At 48.5% G+C, this 21703-nt stretch carries 15 protein-coding genes, 1 tRNA gene and 3 rRNA genes; 15 read left to right on the top strand and 4 right to left on the bottom strand.

Annotated elements, in window-relative coordinates; all coding sequences use genetic code 11:
- Positions 1–5 precede the first annotated feature (5 nt).
- The 3 genes from Psch_RS02415 to Psch_RS02405 all read left to right on the top strand — a co-directional run bounded on the left by Psch_RS02415 (position 6) and on the right by Psch_RS02405 (position 1827).
- A complete protein-coding gene (locus Psch_RS02415; RefSeq protein WP_134217483.1) occupies positions 6–371 on the top strand; it encodes a sirohydrochlorin chelatase in 366 nt (121 codons plus the stop codon).
- Positions 372–992 (top strand): precorrin-8X methylmutase, encoded by a 621-nt coding sequence (locus tag Psch_RS02410; RefSeq protein WP_190239014.1) that lies wholly within the window; start codon positions 372–374, stop codon positions 990–992. It begins immediately after the preceding gene.
- Between the two features lie 142 nt (positions 993–1134).
- Entirely contained in the window at positions 1135–1827 is a 693-nt protein-coding gene (locus Psch_RS02405; protein WP_190239013.1) for a cell wall hydrolase, read from the top strand.
- Between the two features lie 13 nt (positions 1828–1840).
- Here the strand turns inward: Psch_RS02405 and Psch_RS02400 are convergent, their stop codons facing one another.
- The gene (locus Psch_RS02400; RefSeq protein ID WP_427910068.1) at positions 1841–2698 is read right to left on the bottom strand and encodes an Asp23/Gls24 family envelope stress response protein; all 858 of its coding nucleotides are present in this window, start codon (positions 2696–2698) and stop codon (positions 1841–1843) included.
- Positions 2699–2924: 226 nt separating this feature from the next.
- On the opposite strand from Psch_RS02400, the gene Psch_RS02395 reads away from it, so the two are divergent.
- Positions 2925–4958 carry a transglycosylase domain-containing protein gene (locus Psch_RS02395; protein WP_134217487.1) on the top strand — a complete coding sequence of 678 codons (2034 nt, stop codon included), beginning with the start codon at positions 2925–2927 and terminating at the stop codon, positions 4956–4958.
- Positions 4959–5259: 301 nt separating this feature from the next.
- On the opposite strand, the gene Psch_RS02390 is transcribed toward Psch_RS02395, so the two are convergent.
- Positions 5260–5802 carry an acyltransferase gene (locus Psch_RS02390; protein ID WP_134217489.1) on the bottom strand — a complete coding sequence of 181 codons (543 nt, stop codon included), beginning with the start codon at positions 5800–5802 and terminating at the stop codon, positions 5260–5262.
- A 161-nt stretch (positions 5803–5963) separates the two neighbouring features.
- On the opposite strand from Psch_RS02390, the gene Psch_RS02385 reads away from it, so the two are divergent.
- The 3 genes from Psch_RS02385 to Psch_RS02375 all read left to right on the top strand — a co-directional run bounded on the left by Psch_RS02385 (position 5964) and on the right by Psch_RS02375 (position 7524).
- Positions 5964–6040 (top strand) — tRNA-Pro (locus tag Psch_RS02385).
- A 113-nt stretch (positions 6041–6153) separates the two neighbouring features.
- Complete coding sequence (locus Psch_RS02380) at positions 6154–6378, top strand: hypothetical protein (protein WP_134217490.1); 225 nt, start codon at positions 6154–6156, stop codon at positions 6376–6378.
- Positions 6379–6597: 219 nt separating this feature from the next.
- Entirely contained in the window at positions 6598–7524 is a 927-nt protein-coding gene (locus Psch_RS02375) for a DUF2935 domain-containing protein (protein WP_134217491.1), read from the top strand.
- Positions 7525–7941: 417 nt separating this feature from the next.
- On the opposite strand, the gene Psch_RS21340 is transcribed toward Psch_RS02375, so the two are convergent.
- Positions 7942–8064, bottom strand: a complete 123-nt coding sequence (locus Psch_RS21340) for a hypothetical protein (protein WP_282432414.1) — start codon at positions 8062–8064, stop codon at positions 7942–7944.
- 223 nt (positions 8065–8287) lie between these two features.
- On the opposite strand from Psch_RS21340, the gene Psch_RS02370 reads away from it, so the two are divergent.
- The 4 genes from Psch_RS02370 (at position 8288) to Psch_RS02355 (ending at position 12238) form a co-directional block, all read left to right on the top strand.
- A complete protein-coding gene (locus Psch_RS02370) occupies positions 8288–8932 on the top strand; it encodes an adenylate kinase (RefSeq protein ID WP_134217492.1) in 645 nt (214 codons plus the stop codon).
- Positions 8933–9335: 403 nt separating this feature from the next.
- Positions 9336–10253, top strand: coding sequence for a thioredoxin-disulfide reductase (gene trxB / locus Psch_RS02365; protein ID WP_134217493.1), 918 nt, complete (start codon positions 9336–9338; stop codon positions 10251–10253).
- A 206-nt stretch (positions 10254–10459) separates the two neighbouring features.
- Positions 10460–11431, top strand: a complete 972-nt coding sequence (gene meaB / locus Psch_RS02360; protein ID WP_243120490.1) for a methylmalonyl Co-A mutase-associated GTPase MeaB — start codon at positions 10460–10462, stop codon at positions 11429–11431.
- Between the two features lie 123 nt (positions 11432–11554).
- Positions 11555–12238, top strand: a complete 684-nt coding sequence (locus Psch_RS02355) for a metal-dependent hydrolase (RefSeq protein ID WP_134217494.1) — start codon at positions 11555–11557, stop codon at positions 12236–12238.
- Between the two features lie 137 nt (positions 12239–12375).
- On the opposite strand, the gene Psch_RS02350 is transcribed toward Psch_RS02355, so the two are convergent.
- Complete coding sequence (locus Psch_RS02350) at positions 12376–12810, bottom strand: peptidylprolyl isomerase (RefSeq protein ID WP_134217495.1); 435 nt, start codon at positions 12808–12810, stop codon at positions 12376–12378.
- A 591-nt stretch (positions 12811–13401) separates the two neighbouring features.
- Here Psch_RS02350 and Psch_RS02345 point away from each other — a divergent pair.
- From Psch_RS02345 to Psch_RS02330, 4 genes are all read left to right on the top strand, one after another.
- Positions 13402–14939 (top strand): 16S ribosomal RNA (locus tag Psch_RS02345).
- A gap of 392 nt (positions 14940–15331) precedes the next feature.
- Positions 15332–18388: ribosomal RNA gene (locus tag Psch_RS02340) — 23S ribosomal RNA — on the top strand.
- A 75-nt stretch (positions 18389–18463) separates the two neighbouring features.
- Positions 18464–18580 (top strand): 5S ribosomal RNA (gene rrf / locus Psch_RS02335).
- The 16S, 23S and 5S rRNA genes sit together here, the layout of an rRNA operon.
- A gap of 190 nt (positions 18581–18770) precedes the next feature.
- Complete coding sequence (locus Psch_RS02330) at positions 18771–21599, top strand: helicase C-terminal domain-containing protein (protein WP_134218453.1); 2829 nt, start codon at positions 18771–18773, stop codon at positions 21597–21599.
- The last annotated feature ends 104 nt before the right edge of the window (positions 21600–21703 follow it).

The raw sequence follows: 21703 nt of genomic DNA, 5'->3' as shown, positions 1-21703 counted from the left end.
GGGGCATGACAACTGCTGTGATATTGCTCAGCCATGGCAGCCGGGCCGTTGATGCAAGGACGGTGCTTGAGGCATACCGAATGATGCTGGAAAAATCCTGTAGCTACGATTTTGTTGCGACAGCTTCGCTCCAGTTCAACCAGCCGGATCTCCCCGCTACCGTGGAGGAGATGATAAAAAAAGGCGCCCAAAGAATCGTGGTTGCGCCTTTATTTCTTTACCAGGGAAGACACGTCCAGGATGATATTCCTGAAATTGTCCAGAGAGAAAGAGAGAAGTATCCGGAGGTAGAACTGGTGTTAGCAAGTAATATCGGCGCTGATGAAAGGGTAGCCCAGGTTATAATGGACCGAATCAGGGAGGTCTGCTAAATGATGGTTCTTAGTGAGCCCAAGGCGATTGAACAAAAGAGTATGGAAATTATTGAGGAGAACCTGCCCGGCCTGGCCAGGCTGCCTGTAGGGGAGCGGGAGATTATCAAGAGGATCGTCCACACCACGGGGGATATTTCTATTGCCGGTCTAATCACCATCCATCCTGAGGCGGTAGAAGCGGGCCTGAAGGCTATCAGGAACGGGAGAATAATTGCCACTGATATCAACATGCTCAAAGTGGGAATTAATTCAGGTCGTTTGCGCTCATTTGGCATTGACGTTGTGTGCTACATCAGCGACCCGGATGTTGCACGAGAAGCTAAAGACAGAGGACTTACCAGGGCCATGGTGGCCATGGAGCGCGCGGCGCGAGAGGCGAAAAGGGGGATTATAGCCATCGGCAACGCCCCTACCGCCCTCTTTACCCTGTGCCGGATGATCCAAAAAGGCGAAGCGGCCCCGGCCCTGGTGGTAGGAACCCCGGTGGGATTTGTAGGGGCCGGCGAGTCTAAAGAGACATTATTGGAACTGGCTATACCATATATAACCCTGCCCGGTACACGAGGCGGCAGCGCCATTGCCGCAGCAGCGGTAAACGCCCTGCTTGCGCTGGCTTAATATAACTCGTTAACGAAAAAGTACCCGTGGAGGGTATTTTTTTTGGCAATTCTGTTCATAATTCTTTATCATGGATAAAAATAAATGTATATTAAGTCTTTGGCTGGCAAAAATACCTTTTGGAGTCGGGAAAGGAGGAAAAATGAGTAAACTGGTTCCCAGGACTATGGTCATGACGGCTGCGTTAATCATAACGGCCCTTATGATCGGAAGCGTGGCAGCCTCAGCCAATGAGGCTTCCCAGAACACAAATACTCAATCTTCGGTAAAAACCGGTTCCGTTGAGGTAAGCTACACAGTTCAAGAGGGAGATAATCTTAGTTTAATCGCCTATAAACATCAGGTCGCAGTACGTGAATTGATGAGGGCCAATAACCTCAGTGACAGCCTGATCAGGCCAGGGGATGTACTGCAAATTCCCGAAGGGCTATCTTATGAGGGGCGTTTGTCTCGCGGGGTTGTGCCAAGGGAGGAATTGATGCTTCTAGCCAGGTTAATTCACGCTGAAGCACGGGGTGAAAGCTTTGAGGGCCAGGTGGCTGTCGGCGCCGTTATCCTGAACAGGATCAGCAGTCCGTATTTTCCGAAAACAATACCGGAAGTGATTATGCAAAAAAACAATAGGGTTTACCAGTTTTCACCGGTAGGAGATGGTTCAATCAACCTGGAACCTGACGAAAAAGCCTTCAAGGCAGCTGAGCAGGCTCTCTCGGGGAAAGACCCAACAGGTGGCGCGCTGTTTTTTTACAATCCAGATATCAGTAGGGATAGCTGGATCCTGACCCTGCCGGTCGTAACCAAAATCGGCAACCATGTTTTTGCAACCTGCACATAAATGGAGGCGGCCGTTAACTGGTCGCCTCTGTCGCTATATGGTCGAAACTCAATCCTTTAACCTGGACATTTACAGATTTAACCTGTAGCCCGGTCATGTCTTCCACGCTCTGTTTAATCTTACGCTGTATTTGAATTGCCACTTCTGGGAGGTTCAGCCCGAAAAAGATTACAGGAGAAACGTCAACAGTGACAAGCCCTTCATGCTCCACAACAACCCCGATTTTACCCGCGCTTCTGACCCCCTTGACTGATGTGGCGGCGTATCCCGCGATGGCGCTCAGGGCGCTGTTGGCGATGGTCAGCCGGCCGTTATAGGTGAAAGTAGGCCTGACCATTGACTGTTCGAGCCAGTCTTTTCTTCCGGAGGCGCCGCCTTTTTTACGCATAAAAACTTTGAGAGGGTCGACCAGGGTATTGGGAAAACTTTTTTTAACCTCCAGGGTAGGAGCAGGAATGACATGTTTACTGTAGCAGGTCCGCAAGTATTTGGCTTTCCTGATTTCCTTTTCGCTGGCGACTTCTTCGATTTTAATAATGCGGCAGGGGAGTGGCAGTCCCAGTCTTGAGGCAATACGTTCCACCATACCGATAGAAGTACCCAGGACCAGAAGCCTGTTCAGGTCAAGCTCGCCAAGGGACTCTTTCATAATTTCCGCCTGTCTGTCATCCATGAACAGAGCTGACCTGATGGCCGATATCCGGGTGGGTTGTTGTTTAGCCGATTTTCCGGCGAGGATACGGTTGCCCTGAATTAAAAGGCCGTCGTCAATAATGGCTTGGGCGTCAATCTGGTGGGCAAGGTTAACCGCGCGGTGGCTTTTCCCTGTACCGCTTGGTCCGACTAGAGCGTAAACTTCCAATAAATACACCTACTTTAAAAAAAGACTAATTTCCTTTTGATGATAGCATATTCATCTTGTATTCAATAGTCAAGGTAAACGTGACACTAAAGTGTCAGCATTTCAACCTTTGATGGTTGTATTATGTGAGTGCGAATTATTCGCACAGCTATAGAGGAATGCTGTATATATGGTTTAAATCTCCAAAGGGTATCCAACTAGTGTTTTTAGAATTAGGGACAAGGTGACTAATACAATGAAAGCAAAAATAACGTTGTTGATGTTACTTATCTCCACCACCATGGTATTGGCCGGTTGCTCTGCCCGGTCCTTTATTGACGCAGACTTTCCGGTACCTTCAAAAATTCTGGATGCCAATGGCACAACAATCACTACCGTTAGTGAGGAAAATCGCGTTCCGGTATCTCTCGACAACATCTCTCCCTATATGCAGCAGGCTATCGTGGCCATTGAAGACGCCAGGTTCTACCAGCACCACGGGATCGACCCGGTTGGCCTGGCCAGAGCCCTGTGGAGAAATATTAAAGAGCGCAGTATCGTTGAAGGGGGCAGCACCATATCGCAGCAACTGGTCAAAAACCTTTACCTGGAACCGGAGCGGACCGCAGGGCGTAAACTGGAGGAAATTTTCCTCACCATCCAGCTGGAAAGAAAACACACCAAAAAAGAAATTCTGGAAATGTACTTAAACCAGATTTACTTTGGGCAAGGCGCTTACGGGGTGGAAGCAGCCGCCAGGACTTATTTCAATAAGCCGGCCAAAGACCTGGGACTCGCTGAAAGCGCGATGCTGGCGGGAGTCCCCAGGGCTCCCAGTATATATGCGCCCTCCCAGAACTTCGAGGGGGCCAAAGCGCGCCAGACCACTGTTCTCAACAGGATGGTAGAACTTGGAATGCTCAGCCGGGAGCAGGCCCAGGAGGCCAGTGGGCAGTTTTTGCAGCCATCCAAGTCGCCTGTTTCTGTAAGGAAGGCCCCTTACTTTTCCAATGAGATCATGAACTATATTGAGAAGAATTATCCCAACGGGTTGGAAAGATTATATTCAGGTGGTTTGTTAATTTATACCACGCTGGATTTAAATATGCAGGAGTCTGCAGAAAAAGCCGTTTCTCAGGGGCTTAAGGGACGCGACCAGGAACTTGACGGAGCGTTGGTGGCAATCGATCCAAAAACCGGTCAGGTGAAGGCCATGGTAGGCGGTAAAGACTATGCCAGGTCCCAATTCAACCGGGCCGTAGCCAGGTTTCAACCGGGATCGGCCTTCAAGCCGTTTCTCTACGCCGCTGCTATCGACAGTGGATATACAGCAGGCAGCACCATCATCTGTGAACCCGTCAGTTTTCTCCAGACCGGCGGCGCCAGATACGAGCCTGAAGACTACCAGGGAGGCTACCACAACCGTCCGTTTACCCTAAAAGAAGCGCTGTATACCTCTGATAATGTGGTGGCTGTTAGGCTGAACGAGCAGGTAGGGGCTGCCAAGGTGGCTAATTATGCCCGGCGAATGGGTATAGAATCACCGCTGCGGCCAGTACTCTCGCTGCCTCTGGGAACTTCAGAGGTGACCCCGCTTGAACTGGCCAGGGCTTACGGTCCGCTGGCCAATAAAGGTATTAAAGCGGAGCCTTACTTCATACAAAAAATAACTGATAGAAACGGGCGGGTACTGGAGGAACACAGGCCGAAATTGGAGCAATCCCTTGATGAGAAAACCGCTTACATTGTCACTGATATGCTTACAGCGGTATTAAAACCGGGTGGCACAGCGTCTAATATTTCCTCCGCTGTAGGACGGCCGGCGGCGGGTAAGACGGGGACCACGGAGAACCTCAAGGAAGCCTGGTTTGTTGGCTATACACCGGACCTTGTGGCTGCCGTTTATATCGGTTACGATGACAAAAATAAAGAGGTGGGACAAACCGGCGCTCAGATAGCCGCTCCCATCTGGGCCAGCTTTGCTGAGGCAGCCTTGAAGGATGTTCCAGCCTCAGATTTTACCATGCCGGCTGGTGTTATGAAGGTCACTATATGTGCCGAAGACGGGCTGCTGGCAGGTCCGTTCAACACCAGGGTGATCGACGCGGCTTTCATCCAGGGTACTGAACCTGCCGCGGTATGCCCGGGAAGCGGTGGAGGGGTAATATCCCCGGACAGCACCAGACAAGGATACCTTGGACCGAGGAGCTTTTCCTTGCCCGGCCTGGACAGGGTTGTTCCTAAAAACCTCTTTGAAACCTTTAACCGCAGTAAAAAAAGTCCCCCTTAAAAAAGGATGACTTAAATGTAATGGTGTATTACCAAAGATCTATTAACTGCATTATAGTAGCTTTTTTTTGCGAAAATAAATATAGACTACAATAGCCAGGGGAAACATAAAAGCCATAAAGAGTGCCCAGGCGATGGACTCCGAGAGCACCCTTCCCCGCCGGCGTGTGTCCCAAAAGACCAATACGGCTGAGCCGCCGAAAAGGGCTAGTAAAAAATAATTGGCTATCAGAGAAAATGTACTGGGTTCACCTGTCAACAAAAATCACTCCTTATATTTGGCATGTTGCCAGGTCTAAATATCAGGTGCGATATTTAATAACCCTGGCGGGGGCGCCGCAGGCCACGGCATATGCAGGAATATCACGGGTTACCACGCTGTTGGCCCCGATTACCGCTCCGTCTCCAACAGTCGTCCCCCGCAAAATCGCACAGCCCCTCCCAATCCAGACATCACTGCCAATTTTGATGGGAAGCGCGTTTAAATCCTGGTCACGGATGGGGAGCCCGTTTTTTTCAAAGCTGTGGTTTGCGTCGATGACACTGACAAACTCGGCCAGCATGGTATTATCACCGATGGATATGCCGGTATCACTGGACAACACACAGTTCCTTCCAATGTATATCCTATTGCCCAGCGTAATACTGCCTGTGTCGGTTACTACAAATGAAACCCCCGGCGCAAAAAGGCATTCGTCTCCAATAACAACACGGTGACAAAGGGGTACATCAAACATCCCTTCAAAAACAGTGTTGCGTCCAACGGATTGCAGCAGCCGGCCGGCCATAAAAGTATAGTAGCCCGTCATTAAGAACCGGAGTAACTTGTATATCAACTTGATCATGGTAACACTCCCAAGAAGACAGACCTAAATTTAATTCGACACGAATGCTGGGATAACCTTTAATTATTGAAAGACAACAGCTGTTCCCAAGAGAGCTTTTCTCCTTGACTTTTTGGGCCGACTATGGGAAAATATATTTTGTCAGTCCGCTAGGTTAGCTTCGGGACGTAGCTCAGTTTGGTAGAGCGCACGGTTCGGGACCGTGAGGTCGCACGTTCAAGTCGTGTCGTCCCGACCAAATACTTTACAGGAAACCCGCAAAGCCTTATATTAGGGGCTTGCGGGTTTTCATATTGACACTGGATTGCCAACCCTATATGCTGTTTATAGATGCTGGAGGAGGGAATATCGTTGAAAAATAATCTTGAAATTGGTGAAGTTGTTTATCAAAAAACCAAATATGGCATGGTGAAGAGCAAAATTGTCAAGATAATCAATGAAAATTATGCAATTATTGATAAGGGTTACGGGGAACAAAAAGTTAGAGTTGATCAATTAATAAAAGAACAAGATGATATGTCAGCAAAAGAACAAGAAATATTAAGCAAATTGCAAAAAGAATTTATGGGAATGTAAAAATAAATGATAACCTGATGATTGGAATTTAAATAAGAAAACCCGCAAACCCTTATATCACAAGGATTTACGGGTTTTCTTATTGAGATGGTACGAAAAGGAAATCAAGGCAGCTAAATTACTTCGAATGAATCACCCATTTTTTGCCTGCAGCATATAATTGATAGTAAGTATGCTAAATTATAGATTTTTGAGGCTTGGCGAAAGGGGTAAATATTCATGTTGTCAAATGAAGAGTTCGTAATACAATCATTGGACATACACTTATTCTTTTTGAGAATTATGAAGGAGCATGCCTTCTTTTTGGAAGGAGGCTTTACTCCCGTGAATTCTGATTTGGCCCGTCAGGCCGATACTTTTAAGAAAAAGTACGAGGCCTTGTTAACAGAGGCGGTAACCCTAACCGGCGGATGTATCAGCCCCGGTGTAGCCTCTTCAGGAGAAGTAGTTACCGATTTTACACTTAATGCTGAGAGGGCAACAGAGTTTTACACCGGCATATCTATTGACACCAACATTACCAGGGCGGAGCTTTCCCTTACTAAGCGGGTAACGCAGTTGAATTTACAAACGCTGGTACAACGTGTCGCTGATTTAAATCAGCGGGCAATTGCTGTGACTCAAAGCTTAATAAATTTTAAGACTATAGTCCTGGACAGTATTTTAGCTTGCAAGATGTTCACATTCAACTACCCGCTATTAATTGACCACATTCGCCGGGAAGCTATATTGTTTGTCGAACTGCTCACCAGACTGCAAAATAGGGTGATGGTAGATATTATCGGATTTGCAGTTGAACAGGAGTCCTTTTGGAATAGAATTATGGCAGAACATGCTAAATTTATCAGGGGGCTTTTAGATCCCACCGAAGAGGTCTTGTTCCAAACAGCCAATAACTTTGGTAAAGAATTTGATTTGCTTACTGCTGAAGCGATGGCCTTGCACAGTCAGATTAACCTTTTTCCGCAGGTTACGCAGAAAAGCCTGAAGGAAACTATTGGGATAAGGGATTTCAAGAGGCAAGGCACAGAGGGTATTCTTGCCTGCAGAATAAGGTCTATTATATTGCCTTTATTAGCTGACCATACCCTCAGAGAAGCCAATCATTATCTACGTTTATTAAGGATTTTTAGTATGAGTGCTTGAGTTAAGTCCCGCTACTGCATTGTAACAATACCAAGATCCTTAACATAATATGTTGCGTAAGTGTCATTTGGAAAAGGAGGTGTGTTAATAAATGGCAGAATTTGTTGAAATGCAGACAGGATTTGGTAATCCAGCGTTTATCTTCTTTCTTATTTTTATACTGTTAGTATTTGGTGTCGGTTGCTGCTTCTTCATCTAACAACATCCTTGTACTATCGGCTATTTTTAGCACCCTAAATATTTTTCACTCCCAGGCAGAGCGTATCCTGATCAGGTAGAATTATGTGACCTGTTCAGGGTACGCTTATTCTTTGACGGCTATCATTGCCGTTCGCATGTATAGAAAAGAGCCGCCAGCTAAATAACCGCCGGCGGCTCTTCTAGGGGTTGATGGCGAGACCCCTGACGCTATTAGCTTTAGATGCAACCCCCGCCGCCAAAGGCCCAGAAACCTACACCAAAGACCAAAAGGATAAAGATTAAGAAGAAAATGAACGCCGCGTTACCAAATCCTGCCTGCTCAATTTTAACATCTGCCATACTTTATGCCTCCTTGATAATTTTATCTTAATATATGTTTATAAATTAGATATTGTCACAAAACAGGGAATTTATCATTCGGCATAAAGAAATGATATTTAATGGTAAAGGTTTGTCTGGATTATCAATGTGTATGCGGCAGCTGTTTCCAGTGGTGGACAATTTGTGATATAATACCATTATTGTTTTAGCAGCTATGAAAAGAAGCTAGGAGGGGTTCTTTGTGAATCTTCTTATTATGGGGCCTCCGGGTGCGGGAAAAGGCACTCAGGCGGAAGTGTTGGCGAGGGAACTTAATATAACCAATATCTCTACCGGCGATATGTTTCGCGCTGCCATCAAGGAAGGCACTGAGATGGGCAGGAAAGCGAAGGAGTACATGGATATGGGCGAGCTTGTACCGGATTCTGTAGTGGTGGGAATTATAAAGGATCGCCTTTCTCAAGCGGACTGTGCCAGGGGATTTTTGTTGGACGGTTTTCCCCGCACTGTAGTGCAGGCCGAAGCGCTGGAAGAAACACTCAAGACAATGGGACGAACGCTTGACGGGGTAATCAACATCTTTGTACCACGTGAAAAAATAGTAGATCGTTTGACCGGCCGGCGTATTTGCCGTGACTGCGGCGCCAGTTACCACGTGCAATATAATCCACCAGCAAAAGATGATGTATGCGACGCATGTGGCGGCGAGTTGTATCAACGTAGTGATGACAATGAAACTGTTGTAAACAACCGTCTGGATATATATGAATCCAAAACCCAGCCTCTTATTGATTATTACGCCAAGAGAAATCTGCTGAAAAGCGTCAACGGAGACCAGGATATTAAAAAAGTGTTGGGTGATATCTTAACCATTCTGGACAAGTAACAGTTTAGAGATAATAACATAATATTGCCAGTGAAAAATTCATCTCCCCCGGCATATAGATTAGTATATTAAGAAGGGGGGGGTTCTAGAGGTTAGGGCTACTATCTCCTGGTTTAAACCAGCAGGCACGGTTTCTTGATGTATAATTCCGATTTCGGGAATTTATGGTTTCAATATAAATACTTTCAAACGATTGGCGAATATCAGGGCGATAAATCAATTCGCCTGTTTTTTTTGCTAGTTTAAATTTTATTTATTTTTTATTTTGTTTTAAAAACGAGTCTGTTGAATAAAAGTAAATCCGGAAATGCTTTAAAAGTAATATTTATTTTGTTGACCAAATTATTTTTATTAAGTTAAGATCATTTGTAATATAGAAAGATATTTAAGGAGGTGTTTTTTTATGGAGAAAAGAGACCTGGTTATTATTGGCGGCGGACCTGCAGGCCTCTCCGCTGGAATATACTCAGCTAGGGCCGCGCTCAATACATTGCTGCTGGAGAGGGGCGTCCCAGGGGGTATGGTGGTAAGCACCCAAAATATTGAGAATTATCCTGGCTTTCCAGGTATAGGCGGGCCCGAGCTTATGATCCAGATGGAGAAACAGGCCCGCGGCTTCGGACTGGAGATAATGTCCTCAAATGTTGAGAAGATTGAACCTTCATCCAAGGAAATTACTGTGATTACTGATAAAGGGCCAATCAAAACCGGAGCCCTGATAATTGCCACTGGAGCTCAGCCGCAACTGCTCAATGTAAAGGGAGAGGCTGAATATACCGGACGGGGTGTTTCCTACTGCGCTACCTGCGACGGCGCTTTTTTCCGTGGTAAAAAAGTCGCCGTGGTCGGTGGGGGAGACGCCGCAGTTGAGGAAGCCATTTATCTAACCAAATTTGCGGAAAAAGTTTACGTCATCCACAGGCGCGGTGAGTTGAGAGCTACCAAAATAGTCCAGCAACGGGCTTTCATGAACCCTAAGATTGAATTTGTCTGGCACAGTGTGGTTGATGAAATCAATGGTACAGATACGGTTGAGGCTGCGCTGCTCAGAGATGTCCGTAACAATTTCAGGTCGAGGCTTTCGGCTGATGGTGTTTTTATATATATTGGCTACCAGCCTAATGCCGACCTTGTTAAAGACATCGTCAAAGTGGACGACAAAGGCTATATCATAACCGATGAAAACATGCTGACATCTCAACCGGGTATATACGCAGCCGGGGATGTGCGGCAAAAACTATTACGTCAGGTTGTAACAGCTGTTGCTGACGGAGCTATAGCAGCTGTAGCAGCAGAAAAATACCTGCAAGCGCAAAGGTAAAGAAAAACTCAGATTATATATGACATAACAATGTATAAATCATTTTAATATCGAGTAGTTCAGAATCAAGCTGTGATTCGTGCATAAAAATCTTTTTATAAAAAGCAACAGGTGTTTTTTTTAGAAGGGAATTTAATCACAAGTGAAGAAATAATATACTAAAGTTTCTTACTATTCTGACCTATTATAATTTAGGAGGTGCACTCTTGGAAGATTTACTTAATAGGTTCCGGGCAGGCGAGCACCGGGCGCTGGCTAGGGTGATTTCAATTGTAGAGAACGAGATGCCTCAAAAGGACGAGCTTATTAAGCAAATATACCAGCAGACAGGTCGAAGCTATATTCTGGGGGTAACCGGCTCACCTGGCGCAGGTAAAAGTTCTCTGGTGGACCTCCTTGTTAAAGAAATAAGAAAAAGGAATGAAAATGTCGGGATTATAGCGGTGGATCCCACCAGCCCCTTTACCGGCGGGGCCATTCTGGGAGACCGTATACGTATGAACGCGCATGCTTTGGACGAAGGGGTTTTTATTCGCAGTATGGGCACCAGAGGCAGCCTTGGTGGGGTGACCAAGACCACCAAGGAAATAGTTAAAGTCATGGACGCCTTTGGGATGGATTGGATCATCATTGAAACTGTGGGTGTAGGTCAGGCTGAACTGGACATTATGTATATAGCAGACACTACCATAGTCGTTCTGACTCCCGGGGCAGGGGACAGTATACAGACTATGAAGGCTGGTATTATGGAGATCGCCGATGTGTTTGCCGTAAATAAATGCGATATGCCGGGCGCTGACAGAGTTGTTGCAGAAGTGGATATGATGCTGGATTTTCGTGACGATCACGTAAAATGGCGGCCACCCGTAGTGCAAACATCTACCATGAATATTGTTGGTATCACTGAACTTTTATCAGCTATTGAAAGACACCGCGGCTATCTCCTCGACAAGGGGATCTTTGATGTTAGAAGAAACGAGCGTGCAAAAAATGAAACGCTTGACATAGTAAGCCAACAATGGGAAAGGTTGGTTAGAAAGCAGGTAAATCAGCCCGGGCAGGTAAAACGGCTTCTTGAAAAAGTCGCTGCACGGGAAGTTGACCCATATACCGCTTCGGTGCAAATTTTGGATTTGGTTATGCAACAGGTGGTTGGACAGGCGACGCCGGCCCGGTAATAAGATCTGCTATCTATAGCCCTACCAAATAAGGGGCTATTTTTTTATTATAATATTTTGGAAACGCAGTGAAATCTTTGCTTATTTTGGGTATAATCAAGAAAAAACTTAAGGAGTGAAAAAATGAAGGTAACGTTCTTGGGACATGCGGGATTCCTTGTGGAGGGGAGCGCGACCATAGTAATTGACCCGTTTCTGACCGGCAACCCTGTTGCAGCAGTAAAACCCGAAGAAATCAGGGCTGACCTGGTACTGGTAACACATGGCCACGGCGACCACCTGGGTAATGCCGTGGCCATCGCCAAACAATCCGGTGGTACGCTGGTTTCCGTGTTTGAGATGGCAACTTATGCCGGACGTAAGGGGGCGTTATCGCACGGAATGCATATTGGAGGCAGCCATACCTTTAATGGAGTAAAAATAAAGCTGACGCCGGCATGGCACGGGACAGGTTTCGGCGAAGGACCCATGGAATATCTGGGTACACCATGCGGATTTTTGATTAATATGGACGGCAGAACCATTTACCATTCCGGTGATACCGGCTTATTCGGTGACATGGAACTAATCGGTCGCCTGCATCCGGCTGACCTGGCCTTACTGCCTATCGGCGATAATTTCACGATGGGGCCGGAGGATGCATTAGAAGCAGTAAAGATGCTTAAGCCCAAAATGGTCGTTCCCATGCATTACAATACCTGGCCTCTAATCAAACAGGACCCGTTGAAATTTAAAGCGGAGGTGGAGTCTGCTACAGTAAGTATGGTTACGGTGCTTGCCCCGGGCGAAAACTTTGAGCTTCTTTAAAAATATTAACGCAACAAAAAAGAAACTGTACCTTATTATTACCATTAACACCAGTCTACACCAGTCTACTAAATGATGGTCTGATTAATCCTGGACCCGTGATTAATCAGACCGTCCACTTGTTAAAAACTTTACTACTATTCTTCCCAGACCTTAACTTCTTTCATTTTATCGCCTGGTTTAATTTTATCTACGTATTCCATTCCCTCTACCACCTGGCCAAAAACGGTGTGGACCCCGTCAAGGTGGGGGAATGAGTCGTAGCATATAAAAAATTGGCTGCCGCCCGTATCTTTTCCTGCGTGCGCCATCGATAAGGCTCCCTTAACATGCTTATGGGGGTTGCCGGCAGTTTCACATTTTATTCTGTAACCTGGTCCGCCTGTCCCATTACCTTTAGGGCAGCCTCCCTGGGCAACAAAACCCGGTATTACCCGGTGAAAATTCAAACCGTTATAAAATCCGGAATTTGCGAGTTTCTCGAAATTTGCAACCGTTCCCGGCGCAGCTTTATCAAAAAACTCTATAATCACTTTATTACCGTTCTCTAACTCAATACTGCCTTTTTTCATGGGCGATCCTCCTTTAATACCTTGACGGTAAGTCCTATTCTACCATAATAATGAAAGTAATGCAAAAATGCGTCGAGAATCAACTAAGTTCGTGTAATTTTTTTATCTAATCGAAAGATTGCCACTTGACCGCAGATTGTAGAAGTGATAGAATAACAACTGTTCGCGCCGCAAGGCGCGAATCCGGCCAGAAAATACCAGTTGACACGGGGCCGGCAGAAATGATAGGATAATATTTGCGTCGCGCTAAAGGGCGACACGGTCTTTGAAAACTAAACAGTGGATGGATGGAAAAAAGGACGTCAGACGTCGGACGTCAGACGTCAGGATTAGGGTAAGGCTTAAGGGTTTTAAGAAGCCCAAGAGAAGTGCCCGGATACTGACGACTGCTGCCTGACGACAGACGACCGAATTACATGACTCTCGTCAAAGAACGAGCAGTATTCCAAACAGACGTAAGGCGAAGAAGTAAGGCGGAGGAAGAAAGGAAACTCAAAGGTTCCAAAGACCCAAGAGGAATACCTTGGACCCTACGACTTACGACCTACGGCTTGCGACTAAATTAACGAGCGAGATCAAATTTTTCAGATATAAATGGAGAGTTTGATCCTGGCTCAGGACGAACGCTGGCGGCGTGCTTAACACATGCAAGTCGAACGGAAGTTTGAGAGGAAGCTTGCGAATCTCAAACTTTAGTGGCGGACGGGTGAGTAACGCGTGGATAACCTGCCTTAATGACCGGGATAACGCCGGGAAACTGGCGCTAATACCGGATACGCTCACCCAGAACACATGTTTGGGTGAGGAAAGGAGCAATCCGCATTAAGATGGGTCCGCGTCCCATTAGCTAGTTGGAGGTGTAAGAGACCCCCAAGGCGACGATGGGTAGCCGGCCTGAGAGGGTGGACGGCCACACTGGAACTGAGACACGGTCCAGACTCCTACGGGAGGCAGCAGTGGGGAATCTTCCGCAATGGGCGAAAGCCTGACGGAGCAACGCCGCGTGAATGAAGAAGGCCTTCGGGTTGTAAAATTCTGTCTTCAGGGAAGAAGAAAGTGACGGTACCTGAGGAGGAAGCCCCGGCTAACTACGTGCCAGCAGCCGCGGTAAAACGTAGGGGGCGAGCGTTGTCCGGAATTACTGGGCGTAAAGGGCGCGTAGGCGGTTTACTAAGTCTTATGGTGAAAACTATCGGCTCAACCGGTAGCGTGCCTGAGAAACTGGTAGACTTGAGGGCAGGAGAGGGGAGTGGAATTCCCAGTGTAGCGGTGAAATGCGTAGATATTGGGAGGAACACCAGTGGCGAAGGCGGCTCTCTGGCCTGTTACTGACGCTGAGGCGCGAAAGCGTGGGGAGCGAACGGGATTAGATACCCCGGTAGTCCACGCCGTAAACGATGGGTGCTAGGTGTAGGAGGTATCGACCCCTTCTGTGCCGTAGTTAACACAATAAGCACCCCGCCTGGGGAGTACGGCCGCAAGGTTGAAACTCAAAGGAATTGACGGGGGCCCGCACAAGCGGTGGAGCATGTGGTTTAATTCGACGCAACGCGAAGAACCTTACCAGGGTTTGACATCCTCTGACAGCCTATGAAAGTAGGTTTTCTATCTTCGGATGGACAGGGAGACAGGTGGTGCATGGTTGTCGTCAGCTCGTGTCGTGAGATGTTGGGTTAAGTCCCGCAACGAGCGCAACCCCTACGTTTAGTTGCTAACGCGTGAAGGCGAGCACTCTAGAGGAACTGCCGTTGACAAAACGGAGGAAGGTGGGGATGACGTCAAATCATCATGCCCCTTATGTCCTGGGCTACACACGTGCTACAATGGCCGGTACAAAGGGAAGCGAAGTCGCGAGGCGGAGCAAATCCCAAAAAGCCGGTCTCAGTTCGGATTGCAGGCTGCAATTCGCCTGCATGAAGTCGGAATCGCTAGTAATCGCAGGTCAGCATACTGCGGTGAATACGTTCCCGGGCCTTGTACACACCGCCCGTCACACCACGAAAGCTGACAACACCCGAAGCCGGTGACTTAACCTTTATAGGAGAGAGCCGTCGAAGGTGGGGTTGGTGATTGGGGTGAAGTCGTAACAAGGTAGCCGTATCGGAAGGTGCGGCTGGATCACCTCCTTTCTAAGGAGAACATGTCAGACGTCAGAAGTCAGACGTCGGACGTCAGGATAGAAGGAATTCGCATACGCGAATTCCAACCTAAGACTGACGACCGCTGCCCGACGACCGACGACTGATTACTCCGAGGTCGACCATCCATCGACACACTGTTTAGTTTTGAGAGACTGTAATGAGAGGCAAACGCCTCTCATTTTAAAGGCTCTCTACAGTTTGAGCGTGAGAAATGAGAAGAAAGACATGGGAAGGAAGGATGACTTGAGGGTTTAGGACCCAAAAGGAATGCCAGATAGTCCCACGTCCCACGACTCAAGGCCGTTCTTTGAAAACTGCACAGCATAGGAGAACAAGAGTAACTAGAGCATAGAAGATGTTCTAAGTAGCGCGCGAAATTAGGTCAAGCTACAAAGGGCATACGGTGGATGCCTAGGCGCACAGGGCCGAAGAAGGACGTGGCAAGCTGCGAAAAGCTACGGGGAGCCGCAAACAGGCATAGATCCGTAGATATCCGAATGGGGCAACCCGGCGGGGGCAAACCCCCGTCACCGTTAGCTGAATCCATAGGTTAACGGAGGGCACCCGGCGAACTGAAACATCTTAGTAGCCGGAGGAAAAGAAAGAAAGATCGAACCCCCTAGTAGCGGCGAGCGAAGCGGGGCGAGCCTAAACCAGTAGTGCATGCACGACTGGGGTTGCGGGACTCTCATCAGATAGTGTAGTAGATTTAGCCGAAGCGGCCTGGAAAGGCCCGGCATAGGAGGTAAAACCCCTGTAGGCGAAAAGTCGAGGTACTACGAGAGTATCCCAAGTACCACGGGACACGGGGAACCCTGTGGGAATCCGGGAGGACCACCTCCCAAGGCTAAATACCCGGTGCGACCGATAGAGAACAAGTACCGTGAGGGAAAGGTGAAAAGCACCCCGGGAGGGGAGTGAAAGAGCACCTGAAACCGTATGCTTACAAACAGTCAGAGCACCATTCAGTCGTCGGTCATCAGACGTCAGACGTCAGGGTGAAAGCAATTTTATGGGGTCAAAGACTCCAAAGGAAAGCAGGAAAACCTGACGACTGCTGCCTGACGACCGACGACCGAGGTGTGATGGCGTACTTTTTGTAGAACGGACCGGCGAGTTACGTCCAGCGGGCAAGGTTAAGCGAAAGAGACGCGGAGCCGCAGCGAAAGCGAGTCTTAATAGGGCGAATAAGTCCGTTGGAGTAGACCCGAAACCGGGTGATCTACCCATGTCCAGAGTGAAGCTTTAGTAAAATAAAGTGGAGGCTCGAACCGACCGTCGTTGAAAAGGCGGCGGATGAGGTGTGGGTAGGGGTGAAATGCCAATCGAACCCGGAAATAGCTGGTTCTCCCCGAAATAGCTTTAGGGCTAGCCTTAGGGATGAATACCGGAGGTAGAGCACTGACTGGGCTAGGGGTCTTCACCGATTACCGAACCCAATCAAACTCCGAATGCCGGATATTATGACCCTAGGAGTCAGACTGCGGGTGCTAAGATTCGTAGTCAAGAGGGAAACAGCCCAGACCGCCGGCTAAGGTCCCAAAGACAGGCTAAGTGGAAAAGGATGTGGAGTTGCCCGGACAACCAGGATGTTGGCTTAGAAGCAGCCACCATTTAAAGAGTGCGTAATAGCTCACTGGTCAAGTGGCTCTGCGCCGAAAATGTAACGGGGCTAAGCCTGTCACCGAAGCCACGGCAACGCTAACGCGTTGGGTAGGGGAGCGTTGTATGTACATTGAAGCAGTACCGTAAGGAGCTGTGGAGCGCATACAAGTGAGAATGCCGGTATAAGTAAACGAAAAGGCAGGTGAGAATCCTGCCCGCCGAAAGCCTAAGGTTTTCTGGGGAAGGCTCGTCCGCCCAGAGTAAGCCGGGGCCTAAGCCGAGGCTAAATAGCGTAGGCGATGGAAAATCGGTTGAGAATCCGATGCCACTCATAGCCGTTTGAAGGATGGGGTGACACAGGAGGGTAAGCTGAGCGCACGATTGGAAAAGTGCGTCCAAGGAGGTAGGGTGAGAGATAGGAAAAACCGTCTCTTGAGAAGCCCGAGAACTGAAGGGGAGCGAAATTAAGTAGCGAAGCAGCTTAAGCCCAAACTGTCAAGAAAAACCTCTAACGAGGCGAAAGAGTGCCCGTACCGCAAACCGACACAGGTAGGTGGGGTGAGAATCCTAAGGCGCGCGAGAAAACCCTCGTTAAGGAACTCGGCAAAATGACCCCGTAACTTCGGGAGAAGGGGTACCCCGGTAGCGTGAAGAACAAACGTTTGGAGCGTGAGGGGGTCGCAGAGAAAAGGCCCAAGCGACTGTTTACCAAAAACACAGGTCCCTGCAAAATCGCGAGATGAAGTATAGGGGCTGACGCCTGCCCGGTGCTGGAAGGTTAAGGGGAGAGGTTAGTGGCAACGCGAAGCTTTGAACCGAAGCCCCAGTAAACGGCGGCCGTAACTATAACGGTCCTAAGGTAGCGAAATTCCTTGTCGGGTAAGTTCCGACCCGCACGAAAGGCGTAACGATTTGGGCGCTGTCTCAACGAGGGACTCGGTGAAATTGTAATGCCGGTGAAGATGCCGGCTACCTGCGACAGGACAGAAAGACCCCGTGGAGCTTTACTGCAACCTGACATTGGGTTTTGGTATTGGATGTACAGGATAGGTGGGAGGCGTGGAAGTCAGTACGCTAGTATTGGCGGAGCCAACGTTGGGATACCACCCTTTGAGTATTGAAGTTCTAACACAGTCCCGTGAAACCGGGACGTGGACAGTATCAGGCGGGCAGTTTGACTGGGGCGGTCGCCTCCCAAAGAGTAACGGAGGCGCCCAAAGGTTCCCTCAGCGCGGTTGGAAATCGCGCGCACAGAGTGTAAAGGCAGAAGGGAGCTTGACAGCGAGACGAACAGGTCGAGCTGGGACGAAAGTCGGGCTTAGTGATCCGGCGGTATCGAGTGGAAGAGCCGTCGCTCAACGGATAAAAGCTACCCCGGGGATAACAGGCTTATCTCCCCCAAGAGTCCACATCGACGGGGAGGTTTGGCACCTCGATGTCGGCTCATCGCATCCTGGGGCTGTAGTAGGTCCCAAGGGTTGGGCTGTTCGCCCATTAAAGCGGTACGTGAGCTGGGTTCAGAACGTCGTGAGACAGTTCGGTCCCTATCCGTCGCAGGCGCAGGAAACTTGAGAGGAGCTGTCCCTAGTACGAGAGGACCGGGATGGACAGACCACTGGTGTACCAGTTATTCCGCCAGGAGTAGCGCTGGGTAATTATGTCTGGCCGGGATAAGCGCTGAAAGCATCTAAGCGCGAAGCCCCCCTCGAGATGAGGTTTCCCATAGCACAAGCTAGTAAGACCCCTGGAAGACTACCAGGTAGATAGGCCGGGTGTATAAGCTGGGTAACCAGTTCAGCTGACCGGTACTAATAGGTCGAGGGCTTGACCTAAAACAGCAACTAAAACATTGTAACTCCTACGCTGTACAGTTTTGAGAGAACATCTCAACTAAAACGATAAATATTTCTGGTGACAATGTCGGAGGGGGTACACCCGTTCCCATCCCGAACACGGCAGTTAAGCCCTCCTGAGCCAATGGTACTTGGGACGTCGGTCCCTGGGAGAGTAGGTCGTCGCCAGATTAATTTTAAGCCTCATGGTCAAACAACCATGAGGTTAATTATTTTCTGACGTCCCACGTCCCACATCCCATATCGCTGCCATCGACCGATTTCGCAAAAGTAGTGGGGGGCTAAAGGGATTTAGTCAGACTTTCTAGAAATTCTTTTAGAGTAATATAATAGTATTGGCTAACGCGCTAGGTGAGTGTACATGGATAAGAGGATTGTGGTTTGTGACCTTGAAACAACCGGTCTGGATCCTAAATTTGATAACATCATCGAGGTGGGTCTGGTAAGCCTGGAGATGGGAGAGGTCACGGGAAAATTTCAAACGCTGATAAATCCCGGCCGGTCACTGCCGCTCAAGGTAAAAAGGCTCACCGGTCTGGATGACTCAGATCTCGTTCAAGCTCCGGACATTGATGCCCTGCTGCCTCAGATACTCGATTTTATTGGTGAAAGTCCTATTGCGGGGCACAATGTCCAGTTTGACTTGGGCTTTCTTGCTTCTGCCCGGGGAGTGCCATTTGCAAACAATTCTTACGATACGCTCGAACTTGCTCGCCTGGTTGCCCCTTTTGCTGCCAGTTACCGTCTGGAATCCCTTTGCAATGAATTTGATATAAATTTAGGAGCCAGTCACAGGGCTTTAGACGACGCCCTGGCAACTGCACGCCTGCTTGTGCTGATGTTAAAATTAGCTGGTCAGCTGGAACTTGGTGTATTAATGCAGGTGGCCAAGCTATTACTGGAGGCAGCCTCCGGTTGGAACGGCGCCTTTAATGATTTGGTCAAGGAGCGTTTGAAAAGTTTTCCCGATAAAAAAATTTCTACCCAGGCTTATTGGTCTCGTGGACATGGCGGGGATGGTAAAAACATCACCGCCCGTAAGGACAATTATCCCGGGAGACAAAAAGAAACCTTGGAAGAGAGCGACATCAGGTACTTATTTGGACCGGATGGCCCTTTTGCAGAGGTTCTACCCACTTATGAATACCGCTCTCAGCAGGAGGTTATGGCCTGTTGTGCGGCAGCAGCTCTTAACGATGAACGGTACCTTTTAATGGAGGCAGGGACCGGTGTGGGTAAATCTATGGCTTACCTGGTTCCGGCTGTGCTGTGGTGCATCAAGAATAAAGAGAGGGTGTTGGTGGCCACCCATACGATTAACCTACAGGAGCAGCTCTGGTTTAAGGATATCCCGGTACTGGCCGAAGTCATCAGCAAACCGTTTCGGGCGGCGCTGGCCAAGGGACGGCAGAATTATGTCTGCCTGCGCAGGTGGTTAACATCACTGGAAAGCCAACATCAGCCGGAAGAGGCCGCATTTTATGCCCGTGTGCTGGTTTGGTTGACGAACACCGGTGCCGGCGACAAAAGTGAATTGAATATTATCGGGGGTGAGGAAGACCTCTGGTTGGGTATTTGTGGAGAGGCGGAAGGTTGTCTGGGGATGCGTTGTCCCTATCAGAAGGACTGTTTTGTCCAAAAGGCCAGGAGAGCAGCGGAGGAGGCCGACCTGATTATTACCAACCACTCACTGCTCTTTGCCGATGTAAAGGCGGAAAACAGGGTACTCCCCGCATACGGGCCGCTCATAATAGATGAGGCGCACCACCTGGAAGAATCTGCGACAGCCCACCTGGGAATGCAGTTTGCCCAAGGTATGTTTAACCGTTGGTTGGGTATCGCAGGCAAGACCATGGCCAGGTTTGCCGAAAAAGCTCCGCCCGGTGACTGGGCAAGATGGTCGGAGAACCTGAAAAAATCCCAGGAAACCAGGGTTGAAGCGGCAGAATCAATGCGCCTTTTTTATAAACTGTTAGGAGAGTCCATAGCAGTAAGTATTTCGCCGGCTGACAACGAGTATGGGAGAGTTTCCACAAGGCTGCCTTGCCGCGATCCAAACTATGGTGAGGTGGTTGTCTGCGGCGGCAAATGCATCGAGGTACTGCGCCGCTTGACGGACGATATGAAGCAATGTGTCGAGCTCATGGAAACTTGGGCCATCACCGAAGAGTCCTGGGCGGGATATGCGCGTGATCTTGGGCAAATTGTCCACTCCGGCGAGAGTATGGTAGATGACTTTGAGTTTATCCTGGAAGGTCGCGACGAAGATTTCGTATACTGGGTAGATATGGCCTTTTCCGTACGCTGGGGAGTCAGGTACTGTACGCTGATGGCTGCTCCTATTGATGTGGGCGCCATGCTGTATGAACGCTTATTTAAAAACAAAAACACGGTAATAATGACTTCAGCCACAATTACTGTCAACGGGAGCTATGACCATTTTATTGAACGGACCGGCCTGCGTTATATCCAAAGGGAAAACCTGGTTACCTCAAATTTTGATTCACCTTTTGCCTATGACCACCAGGCACTGTTGTGTATCAACCGTGATCTCCCCGTACAGGGCGCTGTGGCAGATAATGTCTATATGGAGAGCCTGGAACATACAATTTATAAGCTGGTTGAAGTAACTGGCGGAAGGACCCTGGTTCTTTTTACCTCCCACCGGACTTTAAGGGAGGTCTATCAGCGGTTGAAACCGAAACTGGAGACCCTGGGTGTGTGCCTGTTGGGGCATGGACTGGACGGCAGCAGGTCCAGGATATTGGAGGAGTTTAAACAGGACAGCCGAACCGTTCTATTTGGAGCTTTCAGTTTTTGGGAGGGAGTGGACGTTCCTGGTGAGGCGCTTACCTGTGTGGTGATCGTGAAATTGCCGTTTATGTCGCCTTCGGTTCCAATTATAGAAGCCCGTTTGGAGGATTTAGCCAGAAAAGAAAGGGATGGTTTTCGGTTGCTCAGCGTACCGCAGGCTGTGATCCGCTTCAAACAGGGTTTTGGCAGGCTGATCCGGAGCTGCAGCGACAGGGGCTTCGTGGTTGTTCTTGACGGGCGAATTCTCAACAAGAGCTACGGCAGACAATTTTTACGTTCACTTCCTGTGAAAAACCACATAAGAGGTAGTATTGATATGATCATCACAAAAATGTCGGAATGGATTAATTCTGACAACACTACTAATACCTGGTAAAGTCTGTTTAAAAATATTTGGCACATTCACACACAGCCCGAAATAAACTATTATCAGTGAACGTTTAAGAAGGGATGTGAATAATTTGCGTGTATATTTTGTAA

The organism is Pelotomaculum schinkii, from assembly GCF_004369205.1.
In the GTDB taxonomy this organism is placed as follows: domain Bacteria; phylum Bacillota; class Desulfotomaculia; order Desulfotomaculales; family Pelotomaculaceae; genus Pelotomaculum_C; species Pelotomaculum_C schinkii.
This window is presented reverse-complemented; position numbering and strand designations above follow the sequence as displayed.

Bases quoted from the DNA above. Each gene is read 5' to 3' on its own strand.
- trxB (WP_134217493.1), top strand. From the start codon at position 9,336: ATGGAGAAAAGAGACCTGGTTATTATTGGCGGCGGACCTGCAGGCCTC.
- Psch_RS02395 (WP_134217487.1), top strand. From the start codon at position 2,925: ATGAAAGCAAAAATAACGTTGTTGATGTTACTTATCTCCACCACCATG.
- Psch_RS02415 (WP_134217483.1), top strand. From the start codon at position 6: ATGACAACTGCTGTGATATTGCTCAGCCATGGCAGCCGGGCCGTTGAT.
- Psch_RS02390 (WP_134217489.1), bottom strand. From the start codon at position 5,802: ATGATCAAGTTGATATACAAGTTACTCCGGTTCTTAATGACGGGCTAC.
- Psch_RS21340 (WP_282432414.1), bottom strand. From the start codon at position 8,064: ATGGCAGATGTTAAAATTGAGCAGGCAGGATTTGGTAACGCGGCGTTC.
- Psch_RS02375 (WP_134217491.1), top strand. From the start codon at position 6,598: ATGTTGTCAAATGAAGAGTTCGTAATACAATCATTGGACATACACTTA.
- Psch_RS02355 (WP_134217494.1), top strand. From the start codon at position 11,555: ATGAAGGTAACGTTCTTGGGACATGCGGGATTCCTTGTGGAGGGGAGC.
- Psch_RS02350 (WP_134217495.1), bottom strand. From the start codon at position 12,810: ATGAAAAAAGGCAGTATTGAGTTAGAGAACGGTAATAAAGTGATTATA.
- Psch_RS02330 (WP_134218453.1), top strand. From the start codon at position 18,771: ATGGATAAGAGGATTGTGGTTTGTGACCTTGAAACAACCGGTCTGGAT.
- Psch_RS02410 (WP_190239014.1), top strand. From the start codon at position 372: ATGATGGTTCTTAGTGAGCCCAAGGCGATTGAACAAAAGAGTATGGAA.
- Psch_RS02405 (WP_190239013.1), top strand. From the start codon at position 1,135: ATGAGTAAACTGGTTCCCAGGACTATGGTCATGACGGCTGCGTTAATC.